This window comes from Clostridium sp. ZS2-4, assembly GCF_026719745.1.
In the GTDB taxonomy this organism is placed as follows: domain Bacteria; phylum Bacillota; class Clostridia; order Clostridiales; family Clostridiaceae; genus Clostridium_H.
The window spans coordinates 1-14773 of the sequence record NZ_JAPPRQ010000045.1 but is presented as its reverse complement, the minus strand read 5'-3'; the positions used below and the strand labels follow the sequence as shown (position 1 = coordinate 14773).

The 14773-nt window shown below is 28.7% G+C and carries 14 protein-coding genes; 3 read left to right on the top strand and 11 right to left on the bottom strand.

The features are described from left to right. Positions 1–14: 14 nt before the first annotated feature. Both OIO11_RS08175 and OIO11_RS08170 read left to right on the top strand, forming a co-directional pair. The gene (locus OIO11_RS08175; protein ID WP_268070957.1) at positions 15–1208 is read left to right on the top strand and encodes a S8 family serine peptidase; all 1194 of its coding nucleotides are present in this window, start codon (positions 15–17) and stop codon (positions 1206–1208) included. A 110-nt stretch (positions 1209–1318) separates the two neighbouring features. After that, positions 1319–1465 (top strand): hypothetical protein, encoded by a 147-nt coding sequence (locus OIO11_RS08170; RefSeq protein WP_268070956.1) that lies wholly within the window; start codon positions 1319–1321, stop codon positions 1463–1465. A gap of 55 nt (positions 1466–1520) precedes the next feature. Here the strand turns inward: OIO11_RS08170 and OIO11_RS08165 are convergent, their stop codons facing one another. From OIO11_RS08165 to OIO11_RS08150, 4 genes are all read right to left on the bottom strand, one after another. Beyond that, positions 1521–2729 (bottom strand): dicarboxylate/amino acid:cation symporter, encoded by a 1209-nt coding sequence (locus tag OIO11_RS08165; protein WP_268070955.1) that lies wholly within the window; start codon positions 2727–2729, stop codon positions 1521–1523. Between the two features lie 278 nt (positions 2730–3007). Further along, positions 3008–3880 carry a DegV family protein gene (locus OIO11_RS08160; RefSeq protein ID WP_268070954.1) on the bottom strand — a complete coding sequence of 291 codons (873 nt, stop codon included), beginning with the start codon at positions 3878–3880 and terminating at the stop codon, positions 3008–3010. Positions 3881–4017: 137 nt separating this feature from the next. Continuing rightward, positions 4018–5268, bottom strand: coding sequence for a competence/damage-inducible protein A (locus OIO11_RS08155; protein ID WP_268070953.1), 1251 nt, complete (start codon positions 5266–5268; stop codon positions 4018–4020). Between the two features lie 91 nt (positions 5269–5359). Further along, entirely contained in the window at positions 5360–5641 is a 282-nt protein-coding gene (locus OIO11_RS08150; RefSeq protein WP_268070952.1) for a hypothetical protein, read from the bottom strand. A 316-nt stretch (positions 5642–5957) separates the two neighbouring features. Here OIO11_RS08150 and OIO11_RS08145 point away from each other — a divergent pair, with 316 nt between their 5' ends. Further along, entirely contained in the window at positions 5958–7064 is a 1107-nt protein-coding gene (locus tag OIO11_RS08145) for an HD-GYP domain-containing protein (protein WP_268070951.1), read from the top strand. 148 nt (positions 7065–7212) lie between these two features. Here OIO11_RS08145 and treR read toward each other — a convergent pair whose 3' ends face one another. From treR to OIO11_RS08110, 7 genes are all read right to left on the bottom strand, one after another. Further along, positions 7213–7923, bottom strand: coding sequence for a trehalose operon repressor (treR, locus tag OIO11_RS08140; RefSeq protein WP_268070950.1), 711 nt, complete (start codon positions 7921–7923; stop codon positions 7213–7215). 35 nt (positions 7924–7958) lie between these two features. Continuing rightward, positions 7959–9623: an alpha,alpha-phosphotrehalase gene (treC, locus tag OIO11_RS08135; protein ID WP_268070949.1), complete on the bottom strand. Its 1665-nt coding sequence runs from the start codon at positions 9621–9623 to the stop codon at positions 7959–7961. A gap of 70 nt (positions 9624–9693) precedes the next feature. Next, positions 9694–11127 (bottom strand): PTS system trehalose-specific EIIBC component, encoded by a 1434-nt coding sequence (gene treP / locus OIO11_RS08130; RefSeq protein WP_268070948.1) that lies wholly within the window; start codon positions 11125–11127, stop codon positions 9694–9696. 332 nt (positions 11128–11459) lie between these two features. After that, positions 11460–11828, bottom strand: a complete 369-nt coding sequence (locus OIO11_RS08125; protein ID WP_268070947.1) for a type II toxin-antitoxin system RnlB family antitoxin — start codon at positions 11826–11828, stop codon at positions 11460–11462. Positions 11829–11891: 63 nt separating this feature from the next. After that, positions 11892–12962: a type II toxin-antitoxin system RnlA family toxin gene (locus OIO11_RS08120; protein ID WP_268070946.1), complete on the bottom strand. Its 1071-nt coding sequence runs from the start codon at positions 12960–12962 to the stop codon at positions 11892–11894. A 41-nt stretch (positions 12963–13003) separates the two neighbouring features. Further along, positions 13004–13897 carry a ribonuclease H family protein gene (locus OIO11_RS08115; RefSeq protein WP_268070945.1) on the bottom strand — a complete coding sequence of 298 codons (894 nt, stop codon included), beginning with the start codon at positions 13895–13897 and terminating at the stop codon, positions 13004–13006. A gap of 228 nt (positions 13898–14125) precedes the next feature. Then, positions 14126–14275, bottom strand: coding sequence for a hypothetical protein (locus tag OIO11_RS08110; protein WP_268070944.1), 150 nt, complete (start codon positions 14273–14275; stop codon positions 14126–14128). Positions 14276–14773: the final 498 nt, after the last annotated feature.

The window sequence follows — 14773 nt, the reverse complement described above, 5'->3', positions numbered from 1 at the left end:
TCAGGAGGGTATCTATGTTTTCTATAAAAAACAAACTTGATACTAACTTAAAAAATGCAATAAAAAAAGATATATACAAAAAATATAGGGTTATAATCCATTGTAAATCACTTCAAGAAAGAATAGAAAATAAAATTAAAGGATATAAATGCGAAATTATAAGTTCAATACCTTCTATAGGATGCATTTGTTGCATTCTTTCTTCTCGAATAATCGAAAAGCTTACAGAATACCCAGAAATAGATTATATAACCTTCGATAATTATGCTTTTTTGTGCGGCATCAGTATATTATCTGCCAATGGTATAACTTTTGAAGGAAAATATAAATTAACAGGTAAGGGAGTATGTATTGGAATAGTAGATAGTGGAGTATATCCTCATCCAGATTTGAAAAAGCCAAACAATAGAATAACAAAATTTGTGGATCTTATAAATAATTGTAATTATCCTTACGATGATAATGGTCACGGTACCTTTATAAGTGGTGTTATAGCCTCTAGCGGTTATTGCTCAAAAGGAATGTATAAAGGTATAGCTGAAAAAAGTAATGTATATATGATAAAAGCATTTAACAGTTTAGGTAGAGGATATATATCAAGCATTTTATCTGCTATTGAAATTTTAATATCAGAAAGTGAAAAATATAATATTAAGATACTATGTCTTCCTTTTGAGTTAATAGATTATGATGAATTTGTACTTTCATTATTTTCTAAACTTTTTGATATGGCCATAGGAAAAAATATAATTATAATTGTTCCAAGTGGGCATAATACCAATGTAGAAAATTCAATGAGAGGAATTGCTTTGCTTAAAAATTGCTTAACTGTTGGTGGTATTGATACTACTTCAAATAAAAAGGCTTATGTGGGTTCTTCTTCTTCTCCAAATAGCAAGTTTGAAAAGCCCGATTTATGTGCCGCTTGTGCACACATATGCTCATTAAATTCAAATATCTCCTATATATCAGAAAGGAATGGCCAGAAACTATATCCACATCCTATTGAAAGACCTTATACCACATATTCAGGCACATCATGCGCTGCTGCTTATGTAAGTGGGATTTGTGCCTTATTATATGAAAATAATCCCGATTTAACCTATAATGACGTAGTCTCTTTATTAAAACTATCTTGTAATTTACTTAATATTCCTAAAGCTCTCCAAGGTTCTGGGATGATAAATTTTAATAAATTGCTGCCTTAAATATGAAGAAATAAACTCCATATTGTTACCATTTTGTCACACTCTCCTCTTAACAAAACTATAAAATTGATATTAGATAATTATTTTTTAATTAAGAGGTGATTAACATTATGAGAGATATATCATCTAAAGAATCTATACTTTCATCAGATGTAAAAAACTTGGATAATAGAATAAAACTATCAAAACTTCTTACTATATTACTATTATTACTTATAATTTTTGTAGGATATAAAGATTTTGCCTCTATACTATAAAAAACACATACATGAATTTTTTTTACATTCACGTATGTGTTTCTAATGTTTTTTATTACACTTCTTGTGCTTTTACTTCAGTAAACCTAGCTTTCATTTTATTTCTACGTTTCTTAGCTATTGAATCAACCATGATTGCTATTGCCCCGTCTCCAGTAACATTTGTTGCTGTACCGAAACTATCTTGTGCTGCATGTAGTGCAATCATAAGCCCTTGCTGAGCTGGATTAAACATTAGCATATCTTGAAGAAGTCCTAATGATGCCATTACTCCTCCTCCAGGTATTCCAGGTGCTGCTACCATAGTTACTCCCAACATAAGTATAAATGAAAACATTCCTGCAAAAGTAGGAGTTTGACCATTCATAAGCATAACTGCCATAGATGCCAAAACTAAAGTTATAGTATCTCCAGCAAGATGAATAGTTGCACCCAATGGAACAACAAAATCTGCTATATCCTCAGAAACCTCATTTTTTCTCACACACTGAAGATTTACAGGTATAGTTGCTGCAGAAGATTGAGTTCCTAAAGCAGTAAAATACGCTGGAATCATGTTCTTTATAGCTTTTAAAGGTCTTTTTCCACTTACAACCCACGCTACCCCATATTGCATGAATATATAAGCCACTTGAAGCAATAATAATATTGCATACACAGATGAAAATGCCTTTAAAGTCTTAAATATTTCTCCTGCTGCAGTTAATTTTATAAATATGCCTGTTATATACACAGGAACAAAAGGTATAATAACGTTTTTAACTACTAATGCTACAACATCCTGAAAATCCTTCATTGTATTAAATAATGTCTTGCCTTTAATATATGACATTCCAAGCCCCAACATAAATGCCATAACAAGTGCAGTCATAACCCCCATTGCCGGATCAATCTTAATACTAAAATAAGGCTGCAAATCTATTCCCGCTTTATCTGCTGCCTGAGCAACTTTTATAAATTTAGGAAGAATAGCTGCCCCAAATAAATATGCTACAGTTCCCGCAACTACTGTAGAAAAATAAGCTATTCCCGCCGTTATGGCAAGCAATCTGCCCGATTCCTTTCCTAAATCCGCTATACCAGGTGCAACAAAGCCAATTATAATACACGGTATTATAAAACTTAAGAAACTTCCGAATATAGTTGAAAAAGTTACAAATATCCTTGAGATAAAATATGCCCCTGTAGCTTTTGATATTGCCCCAATAATAATACCAAAAACTATACCAATAATCAGTTTGGGCAAAAGTCCTATTTTCTTCATATATAAAGCCCCCTCACATGATGTCCTTCAAACGCGAACGTTTGTATGTTGTTTAAGTACACGTATATAATATCACCTTTATATTGTATTGTCAATATTCTAAATCAACGCTTTATACATTTAATAACCAAATAATAAAGGAATATATTTTATCATGAAAAACTTTTGAATTCCTATATGACAAAAAAGGATTAAACAAGAAATAACATTCTTATTTAATCCTTACTGTTTATCAAATTCTATATTGTTAATATACAAAATACTTTAAGGAACTTCTATTATATAGCTCTATCTTTACCAATAAAACATACTGAAAGAATACCAGGTCCAGTATGAGATCCAATTACCAGCCCTACATGATTTATAATTATTTTTTTATCCTTATATTTTTCAAGAATTATATCTTTTAGATATAATGCATCTTCAAGGCAATCCCCATGACTTATCCCTATAATAGTAGTCTCATCTAAAATCATATTTTCTTCAAACTTGTCAAATAAACTTTTTATCGCCTTTTTCCTACCCCGTACACTGTTTGTATTTTTAAGACTACCTTCTTTATCTACAGATAGTATAGGTTTCATTTGAAGCAGCGTTCCTATATTAGCCTTAGCTGCAGAAAGTCTTCCTCCTTTTTTCAAATACATAAGATCCTCTACACTAAACCAATGTTGTACCTTTAATTTATTTTTTTCAACCCAATTTACAATTTCTCCTTTAGTTGATCCATCTTTTAGCATTTCATAAGCTTGATGAACAATTATTCCTTCACCTATACTTGCACATTTTGTATCTATGACAGTTATATCAGCCTCTTTAAATTCTTCTTCTACTAATTGTTTTGCAATAACCGCACTACCATAACAGCCACTTATTGCTGATGACATAGCCAAATAAATTATAGCTTTTCCTTCTTTAACATATTTTTTGAATAGTTCCTCAAATCTATATACATTTATTTGAGAAGTAGTTGGTATAGAACCTACCCTAAGCCTCTCATAAAAATATTCATATGTTAATGTTTTACCAAAATCATCTGTATATTCTTCGCCATCCAGGTGACAGATAAGTCCTAATGCGGGTATATTGTTTTCCTGAATAAATTGCAGTGGCAAATCACAACTTGAATCTACAACAATAACAGTATTCATTTTTCAAGTCTCCTTTTACTATTTTTTATAACTGGTAGACCTCTAAAATTAAATATAAGTACACATACAACCTATATTATATCATATGTTTTGGTTATTTTTACAATATCATAAAAATAGCAAAATTTCCTATATTGTTATTTGTCATTTAATATTCCTCTTAAAAGTTCTCTTCTTAGCCATTCTATAGCTCTAATCACTGCAGTATTTCTCACCTTTTGTCTATCTCCAACCAAATGAAGTTCTTTAGTTTTTATTTCTCCTTTTATATAAAGTCCTATATATACAAGCCCTACTGGCTTTTCATCACTTCCACCTTGTGGTCCAGCAATACCAGTAGTGGAAATTCCTATATCCGTACCTGCTGCTTTAGCAATACCTTCTGCCATTTCTGCTGCTACTTGACTGCTTACCGCCCCAAACTTATCTAAAATTTCTTTTTTTACTTTAAGTCTCTTCATTTTAGATTCATTAGAGTATGTTATGACTCCTTCTTTGAAAATCTCTGAAATTCCTGGATAATTAATTATTTTACCTGCCAAAAGTCCTCCTGTACATGATTCTGCTGTTGATATAGTTAGTTTATTTTCTATAAGTATTTTACCAACAACCTCTTCTATTTGAGCTTCTCCTTCTCCATACACAGCAATTCCTAATCTTCTTCTTATTTCCTCTTCTACAGGTGTAATTAAACTTTCAGCTTCTTCTTCTGTATTAGCTTTTGCTGTTATTCTTATGGTAACTTCTGATTCTTTGGCATAAGTTGCTATAGTAGGATTTTTACCATTATCTATTATGTCTTCTATCATTTCTGCAGCAGCACTTTCCCCTAATCCTATAACTCTTAAAACCTTGGAACCCAATATTCCTTCTTGATATTTCATTAGATATGAAATAACACCTTCCTCAAACATAGGCTTCATTTCTCTTGGAGGTCCTGGAAGTACTATCAATATTTTATTACTATCTTCTATTATACAACCAGGTGCAGTTCCATGATTATTCTCTAATATTAAAGCATCCATGGGAAAGTAAGCTTGCTTTTTATTGCTTTCTACCATATTTCTATTTATTTTTATAAAATATTCTTCAATCTTATCTAAAATATCTTTATGCAAAACAGCTTCTTTACCGAAATAATCAAATGCTACCTCTTTTGTAAGATCATCTTTTGTAGGTCCAAGCCCCCCCGTAGTAATTACTAAATCAGCCCTTCCAAAAGCTGCTGTATAAGCGTCCATCAATCTTTTAGGATTATCTCCAACTACTGCTTGATGGTATACTTCTATACCTAAATCTGCTAAACGTTTAGCTATATATTGAGCATTGGTGTTTACTATATTTCCTAACAATAATTCTGTTCCTACAGCTAATATCTCTGCTCTCATAATTTCCCCTTCTTTCCAAACCTTTTTTATTTTATTATATCAAAAAAACAACAGATTGATTTATAAATCTATTGTTATAATTACACTTATATTATGTAACTGGAATTTTCTCATCCAAAATAATCAACTCATACTTATATACTTTATTTTTTACAAATATATTATTTTGAGCTATTTCGTTTGCCTCTTTCAAGTCTCTAGCTTTAAACATAAATGAGCCTCTATCTTTATTGAAATATCCTCCACCTATTAAATACTTTTCTTTTTTTTCATTTGTTACCTTTCTTATATATGCTCTTGTACATTTTTCATCTGAATTACTTTTTTCTATGGAATAATTAATTCTTACAAAGAAATTGCCAGTTATTTGCATAAATATACCCCCATCTTTAAGAATACCCAAATTCGTTTATAATTCATATTATACCGAACAAATGTTCGGTTGTCAATTTTTTTTGGAATTTGTCACATTATTATTTTAAAATGCTTAAAGATTATAATCATTTCATTAGAAAATAATCTTTTGTTTAAATAAACATTTTTATTAAAATAATTCTTATTCATTGAAAAATGTTATATAATTAAGATATGGATAATATTAACAATACAAACTATATATTGTTAATATTTTTTATACATGCTGGTTATAAACACAAGTTATAATATTATATGTAAAGGTGTGTTATAATATGAGGGTTGTACCAATCGAATGCATAAAAGAAGGGGCTTATCTGGCTAAAACCATCTTTGATGATAATGGACGAGTACTTCTTAGAGAGGGAGTTCAGCTTAATCAAAATCTTTTAAGAAAAATAAAACGTATTAAGATTTTTTCTCTGTATATAAATGATGAATATAGTAAAGTAGAGGTAGCAGATGTAATAAAGCCTGAAATACGTCAAAAATCTATTAAAATATTAAAAGAAAGCTTTTCAAGTCTTGAAAAATACAATATCAATTTCAACCCAACAAAATCCAAGAAAGCTCTTTTAAAAGAACGTGAAGAATACTTCAATTCAATAAATCAAATTGCAGAAGAGTTATTAGACGAAATATTATCAAAGAAAAACATAATGATTAATTTAGTGGATATTAAAAGTATGGATAATTACACTTACCAACACTGCGTAAATGTAGCTGTTCTTTCTCTTATATTAGGAGTTCAGCTTCAGTTAAAAAAATCTGAACTATTGGATTTGTGTGTTGGTGCTCTTCTTCATGATATCGGCAAAATTTTCATACCAAAGCCAATATTAAATAAGCCCACTCCTTTAACTAGTGAGGAATTTCAAATAATAAAAGAACATACAACTAAAGGATATGATTATTTAAAAGGGAGTTTGGATCTATCTTCTCCATCAAGAGTAATAGTTCTTCATCACCATGAAAAAGTTGATGGAAGTGGTTATCCTGAAGGTAGGGCAAATGAACGTATAAGTAAATTATCCAAAATTGTTTCTATATCAGATGTATATGATGCATTAACATCTGATAGACCTTATAGAAGAGCTTTAAGTCCAAATGAAGCTGTTGAGTATATTTTAGGAAGTGGGCAAACTCAATTTGATTATAAAATGGTGAAAGCTTTTGCTGAGGTTATAATTCCTTATCCTGAAGGTTCTTTGGTGAAATTAAGCAATGATGACATCGCTTTAGTTCAAAAGATTTATCCAAATTTTCCTCTTCGTCCTGACGTAAAAATAATAAAAAGTAAAAATGAAGCAAAAATAGATACAATTATAGAACTAATGCAGGAATTAGATATAGTTATAAAAAGTGTTGCTTATGAAGTTTAACTAGGAGAATACCTAAAAACTGAAAAGTATTAAAGCTTTATGATTTTTCTTTCATGTTATAAATAAAAGGAACGGTCTTTTCTAATCATCTAAAAATCATTAGAAAAGACCGCTCCTTTTAACAATATGAGTATATCTTCAACATACACTATTTTCTTCTAGCAAAGTCTACAAATCTAAATTTATCTGGTCTATGTCTGGACTCAGTATATTGAAATAAACTTGCATCATTTAAATAAACATGATTTTTTACAACTACAATCATACTATAATTTTTTAAATCTAAAAGTTCTTTGTCCTCTTCAGTAGCTTGTTCTACTATAATTTCCTTTTTGGCAAAACTAATCTCAAGTCCAAGCTCCTTTTCAATATATTCATATATTGAATCTTCGCAAATATCCTTAGTTAATAAGGGTACAAAACTGGTATTAATAAAATCTTTATCTAAGATAATTCTTTCATTTGATATTTCTCTTACTCTTATAACCTTCCATATTTGGTCTTTCTTTGATACATTTAACTGCTTCATTAAAAATTTATCTGGCTTAATTAATTCTAATTCCTGAAGAATTGTCTTGGACTTTTCTCCCATTTTTTCAGATAACTCTTTAAAGCTGACCAAACCTGAAACTGGAAAATCGAACTTGTTAATATCTAATACAAAAGAACCCTTACCTTTGATTTTCTGAATATATCCATCCTGTTCCAATAAATTTAATGCCTTTCTTACTGTATCCCTAGATACATTATATTCTTGCATTAAATCATTTTCAGATGAAAGCTTGACACCAGGCTTAATTTTACCATTTTTTATTTCATTAATTATTTCATTATAAATACTTAAATACTTACTATTCATCGTTTATCACCACGAATATTTTATCACTTCAAAAATTATTTCTCAAGGTGATAAACTATAGATTCATAAGATCTTAATTTAACTTCTTTAAATTCACTTGAGGAATCTTTGTAATTAGATATTAAAATCTCACTTTTATATTCATCAAAATTTAAAGCTTCTGGCAATTGAAACATAGTTTCTTTTCCATAAAAGTTACTTATCACTAATAGTTTTTCATTCTTATACTCTCTTATATAAGCAAATATATCTTCATGCTCTTTTAAGATTAATTTATAATCTCCATAGGTGATAATATCAAATTCTTTTCTTAATTTAATCAGTTTCTGATAATAATAGAAAATAGAATCTTTGTCCTTTAATGCATTTTCAACATTTACTTCTTTATAATTTGATGCTAAATTAATCCAAGGTGTTCCTGCAGTAAATCCTGCTCCCTTACTTGAATCCCACTGTATTGGTGTTCTAGAGTTATCTCTTGATTTACTCTTAATAATATTCATTATTGTTTGTTCATCCATTCCTTGCTTTTTCATAATTTCAAAAATATTTAATACTTCAACGTCCTTATAGTCATGAATATCATCAAAATTAGGATTAGTCATTCCTATTTCTTCACCTTGATAGATATACGGTGTTCCTTGCATCATGTGAATTGTAGCTGCCAGCATTTTGGCTGATTCCTTATGATATAATTTATCATCTCCTAATCTACTCACAATTCTCGGTTGGTCATGATTGCACCAGAATAATGCATTCCAGCCTCCCCCTTTATGAATTTCCACCTGCCATTTTGATAAAATCTCTTTTAATTGTTTAAAGTCAAAATCCATTAAAGTCCACTTATCTCCATCTTTATAATCAACTTTTAGATGATGGAAATTAAACACCATTGATAACTCTTTTTCTTCTGGGTTTGAATATCTTATACAGTTATCAATTGTTGTTGATGACATTTCACCAACTGTAATAATATCCTCATGTTTGCCAAAGGTTTCTCTATTTAATTCTTTCAAATACTTATGAATACGAGGACCATCTGTATAAAAGCGGCGTCCATCCCCTTCATAATCATCTTCATATTTATCTGGTTTTGAAATCAAATTAATAACATCTAAACGAAAACCCTTTACTCCTTGTTCAATCCAGAAGTTCACAATTTCAAAAACTTCTTTTTTGACTTCTTCATTTTCCCAATTCAAATCCGCCTGAGTCACGTCAAACAAATGCAGATAATATTCATCAAACTCTTTTACATATTTCCAAGCCGAACCACCAAACTTTGATATCCAATTTGTTGGCTCTTTTCCGCATTTAGATTGTTTAAAAATATAATAATTTTTATATTTTTCATTCCCATCTATTGCGTTTTTAAACCATTGGTGTTCTGTAGATGTATGATTAAATACCATATCCAGCATAATATCAATACCACATTTATTAGCTTCTTGTACCATTTCTTTAAAATCTTCCATGGTTCCAAATCTAGGATCAATATTACAATAATCTGCAACATCATAACCATTGTCATTTTGAGGCGAAACATAAAAAGGAGTTAACCAAATATAATCTACACCTAATGTTTTTAAATAGTCCAATTTTTCTGTAACACCTTTTAAGTCCCCAAAGCCATCTCCGTTAGAATCATTAAATGATTTAGGATATATTTGATAGACTACACTCTTTTTAAAATCTTTCATAAAACCAACTCCTTTTAAACTATACAAAAGAAAAGAGAGAAATTTGAAATCTCCCTCATAATTATATATATTACATTTTTAATATCTTTTCTTTATTCACTGCTATGTTCTTCTTAGAGAATACAATTGTTAATACAAAAGGTACAACAATCGCAACTACCATTGCCAAAAGGAATGGCATTATATATTGAGGTTTAATTGATAAGATACCTGGCAATCCTCCAACTCCAATTGAGTTAGCCATAACTCCACTACCTACAGATATCACAGCTGCAATTGCAGAACCAATCATAGCTGCTAAGAATGGGTATATATATTTTAAGTTAATACCAAACATAGCTGGTTCAGTTACACCTAAGTAACATGAAATTGCTGCTGGAATAGATACTTGTTTTTCTTCTTCATTTTTTCTATTTAAATAAATTATTGCTAGTACTGCTGAACCTTGAGCAATATTAGATAATGCAATCATTGGCCAAAGGTTAGTTCCTTTAAACTGACTCATTAATTGTAAATCAATAGCATTTGTCATATGATGTAACCCTGTAATTACTAGTGGTGCATAAATAAATCCAAATAATGCTGCAAATAAGCATTTAAATGTTGATGTTAACCCTGCATATACAACAGTTGAAATTGCTGAACCAATTTTCCAACCAATAGGTCCTAATACAGTATGAGCTAATAATACAGTTGGTACTAATGCTAAGAATGGAACTACAATCATTGAAATATATTCTGGTACAACTTTACGCAAACTAAGTTCTAGCTTAGCAAAAACAAGTCCTGCTAGTACTGCTGGTATAACCTGTGCTTGATAACCTATCATCTTAACTTGAGCAAATCCAAAATCCCATACAGGAATTTCTTTAGCTCCTGCTACTGCATAAGCATTTAATAACTGTGGTGATACAAGTGTAATACCTAGTACAATTCCTAATATTGGAGTTGCTCCCATTTTCTTAGTTATAGACCATGTAATTCCTACTGGTAAGAAAGCAAATATAGCTTCGCCAATCAACCATAAGAAGCTATGAACTCCAGCCCAGAATTGAGAAACCTGAATTAACGTCTTAGTACCTTCTTCTACTAACTTAATGTCCCCAATTATATTGCGGAAACCTAGTATCAAACCTCCAACTACGATAGCTGGAATCAATGGTGTAAAAACTTCAGCTAAATGCGAAATTAAATTTTGCACTACATTCATGTTCTGTCTTGCTGTATTCTTGGCAGCATCCTTACTTACCCCTTCTACACCAGATACTTCTGAAAAATCATTGTAGAAAGTAGCTACTTCATTTCCAATTATTACTTGAAATTGACCTGCCTGTGTGAAAGTTCCTTTTACACATTTTATTGCTCTGATCTTTTCAACATCTGCTTTCTTATTATCATTTAATACAAAACGCATACGAGTTGCACAGTGTGATACAGCGGAAATATTCTCTTTTCCTCCGATATGCTCTAATAATTCCTGTGCTTCATTAGAAAATTTACCCATATATAATACCTCCTAACTTATATTTTCCTTATAAAATCTTAATAAGTTACCTTTTGTAAAACGTTTTCTTATTACCGTTACTTGTACGTACATGTTGTTTATGAGTTAATTATATCTTGTACGTACAGGTTTGTCAACATATAATCCTTTTTTTAACATAAAAAAGTACCTACCTGTTTTGGTAGATACTTTTTTTGATTTATTATACGGTTCAGCGTCAACAATCTACTCGCAAAAAAATATACATAGAGATTTAATATAAAATCTTAAATATGTAGTTATAAAATATTATCCTAAATTAATAATAGGAGAGCATACACTCTCCTATTATCTTATATAACTATTCCTTTATTAATCATTTTCTTTTGAACCGAATTTAAAATTGAATCCTCTAAAATATAAGGTTTTTCTTTTAAAATCTCTATTGCTTTTTTTCTTAATTTATCTCTTCTGTCTATCTTTATATACTGAAATGTAGCATTTATAAATTTTCCACCATCAAATATCACTTCTGCATACCGCTCAGATGTATTCCCCATATTTAACAACATATCAAATATCACTTTGCATTTATGGACATTATAATTCTTAAGTTCATCACATATTTCATCTAAATACAACAAAGGAGTTTCATATGATTCTGAAAATATTATAAATTCATATTGATTATGGTTAATTTCAATGATTTCATATTTTCCCATTATTGTTAACTCCTTTCTATTAGATTAATAGTAATATATAATTATACTATACTATACTATAATTTACAATATATAATATCCATCAATTAATGATAATGTGTCAATAATCAACTGTTTTGCTTCACTTATGCTTTCGATTATCCTTGTTGTATCTAAAGGACTATCAAAATCATCCCAGTGTGATAAACTATGTCTATGCCTTCTATAATGTTTATATGCATCTTCTAAATATTTAATTTTTTTAGTATCAGCTATTTTCTCCTTACACTCTTGACTTAAACCATAATTTTGTTCTTTAAATATACTACCAATCCTGCCTTTTTCTAACTTTATTGAATAGTTGCTTACTATGTATTTAAGATGTCCTTCTAAAGCCCTTAAAGCTGGAAATGGTAAGAATGTATATTCAAACATATCTCCTTCTAAATTATTATTATAAATTGCTTGTAATAACACTTTTTTCAATTTTATAGGATGCTTATCATATGAGTTTGATAGATTTATTTCATACTGTGTCTCGATATCATCTTTTTTTATTTCCATTTTATAGTAATTATTAAATGTTTTTGGTATGTCCTCTAAATCTACTAATTGAGTTAACATTACCATAACCTCATTAAATAATAATAATGGTCTACCTTTCATAACTACAGTTCCTGTTTTATAATACTCTATAGTTAAATTTTCACTATATTTCCCTTTATATTTATATAACTTTTTATCTGAATAATCTTTACATTCAATTGTTTCTTTGTACCATTCACTTTCTTCTATTAATTCTAATATTGACTCAAAATCACTCTTTTCTAAATTTCTTACAACAAACCACTTATTCTTTGAATCATCATCCATTTTACAACTACTTTCATTTTTTATAAAATAAGCTAATTTCTTTTTTAGTTCTACTTCTTTTCCACCAAAATCTTCTATTGTAGTAGACCCATTACCATTAAAATGAAAGTCTATATAAAAACATTTTGCATCTGCGTCAATATTAATTCTTTTTCTTGTTCCACCTTTTGGTTCAAAACTTTTATTAACTCTAAACTCATTAAAGTTAATAGAGCAAAATTTATTTATTTCATTTATTATATTCTCTCTTTTAAGATTTAGATTATTGTATTCTTTACTCATTATTATCCCCCTTTTATTATAATTTAATCAAATTCCTGTAATTATATATAAATTTTAAATTCTTGATTTTTTCCTTCTTTAGTCTTAATGCTCCACTCTATTTTTGAATTTTGTATATCAACTTCTAAATTTATACTATCAATTTCGTTCTTATCATTACCTTTTAAAACCCAAATCTCTTTAACAAACTTTTTTAATTTACTTTCTGAAATTCTATATTGTTTAAATATAAACTCTATAGAGTTTTTTGTTCTATCTTTGCTACTCATAACTTTATCGAACACTTTAATTCTCTCATCAAAAGCTTTTTCTTCTATAATACTTTCTTTTATTTCACCTAATATAGCTTGTTTAGCTAAATTGTCAGCTTCATCATTATAAACATTACCTGAGTGAGCTTTAACTTTTTTAAATTGGATTTTTAAATATTGTCTATATTTCCTTATAAATTCTACATATTCTTTTGTTCCTTGCTTATTTGCTTTCCAACTACCATTAGCCCATCGTTCAATTCCCTCATAATCATGGTGAATAGTAATTAAATCATAATTATTCTCATATGCCCATTCAATAACTTTCATAGCACCAAGTAGTTCTCCTGCTACATTTCTCATAACTACATAGTTTTCATTTTCTCCAATACCTGAAAGCTTAATTACTTCATCTTTCTTTAAAATAACACACCCATAAGAGTATTTATTATATTCTTCAAAATAACTACCATCAACATATGCTTCTATTTGCTTTATATTTTTTTTATGTGTAACTTTATTCTTAATTTCTCCATTAACAAAATTATATGCATCCTCATAGCTTGCAAACCCTTTATAAATCGCCCCACTAAACCCTTCAATCTGTTTTTTACACTCTTCCCAGCTATTAAATATTCCTGTTTTTCTTCCCTTCTTAACAGCATAATATTTATTTTTCGCCATATCTCTATCCCTCCCTTGCTTAAAATCCGAATCAATCCTAATAATTGTTATACAAACAATTTAATTTATTTTTAATAAAATATTGATTTAACCTTCAATTTGAACCAATATTTATATATTCACATATTTTTTATATAGAAAATACATTCTATTTTCTATACACATATATTCTTTAAAAATATATATCTTTTATAAAATGTCTTTCTATATATTTGTTTTATTATACTATTACTTCATGTTTTTGTCACATTTGTTAATGTAATATATATAATCAATCAAATTAACAATCACCTTATTATTCCATTCTACTTTTACAAACTTATGTATATCTTTCTTACATTCAATTTTTATTAATAATCTTTCCTTATCAAAAATCATATCCCTGCTTTCCCTCCTCCAACCTACATGGTACATTTAACTTTTTCTATCTATTTTCATTCTAATATTTTAAATTATTTATTTTAAAATCAAAAATATTTATATAAATATTTTTTTCATCAGTTATTATTTCATATATATTGTATATAATATAATAAAAGGATTAACATCAAATGTTATAGTTTATAAAGGCAAAGATTTTTAAAATTTGAGATTTTATATTAAAGATTTACTACAACTATATACTTCTCACAATTTAATAGTAATAAGCAATATATTTAATAAGATTCTTATATAAAAAGGCTTAATCCTTTTTAGGATTAATTATATACCTGGCTTTAGATTATAAAAGATAAAACAGATAGCTAAATTTAAAATGGTACCTATAGATTGGACACTAAAAAAAGTGTCTAGTTTATAGGTGCTTTTTTATGTATAATTATCATTAAATATGGAGGTCTTTAATATGAGTAAAATTACATTCTCAAAAGAATCTAT

Excerpts from the sequence above, each read along its gene's own strand:
- OIO11_RS08165 (WP_268070955.1), bottom strand. The coding sequence starts at position 2,729 with ATGAAGAAAATAGGACTTTTGCCCAAACTGATTATTGGTATAGTTTTT.
- treP (WP_268070948.1), bottom strand. The coding sequence starts at position 11,127 with ATGGGTAAATTTTCTAATGAAGCACAGGAATTATTAGAGCATATCGGA.
- OIO11_RS08150 (WP_268070952.1), bottom strand. The coding sequence starts at position 5,641 with ATGCAAATAACTGGCAATTTCTTTGTAAGAATTAATTATTCCATAGAA.
- OIO11_RS08110 (WP_268070944.1), bottom strand. The coding sequence starts at position 14,275 with ATGATTTTTGATAAGGAAAGATTATTAATAAAAATTGAATGTAAGAAA.
- treR (WP_268070950.1), bottom strand. The coding sequence starts at position 7,923 with ATGAATAGTAAGTATTTAAGTATTTATAATGAAATAATTAATGAAATA.
- OIO11_RS08120 (WP_268070946.1), bottom strand. The coding sequence starts at position 12,962 with ATGAGTAAAGAATACAATAATCTAAATCTTAAAAGAGAGAATATAATA.
- OIO11_RS08125 (WP_268070947.1), bottom strand. The coding sequence starts at position 11,828 with ATGGGAAAATATGAAATCATTGAAATTAACCATAATCAATATGAATTT.
- OIO11_RS08160 (WP_268070954.1), bottom strand. The coding sequence starts at position 3,880 with ATGAATACTGTTATTGTTGTAGATTCAAGTTGTGATTTGCCACTGCAA.
- OIO11_RS08170 (WP_268070956.1), top strand. The coding sequence starts at position 1,319 with ATGAGAGATATATCATCTAAAGAATCTATACTTTCATCAGATGTAAAA.
- OIO11_RS08115 (WP_268070945.1), bottom strand. The coding sequence starts at position 13,897 with ATGGCGAAAAATAAATATTATGCTGTTAAGAAGGGAAGAAAAACAGGA.
- treC (WP_268070949.1), bottom strand. The coding sequence starts at position 9,623 with ATGAAAGATTTTAAAAAGAGTGTAGTCTATCAAATATATCCTAAATCA.
- OIO11_RS08175 (WP_268070957.1), top strand. The coding sequence starts at position 15 with ATGTTTTCTATAAAAAACAAACTTGATACTAACTTAAAAAATGCAATA.
- OIO11_RS08155 (WP_268070953.1), bottom strand. The coding sequence starts at position 5,268 with ATGAGAGCAGAGATATTAGCTGTAGGAACAGAATTATTGTTAGGAAAT.
- OIO11_RS08145 (WP_268070951.1), top strand. The coding sequence starts at position 5,958 with ATGAGGGTTGTACCAATCGAATGCATAAAAGAAGGGGCTTATCTGGCT.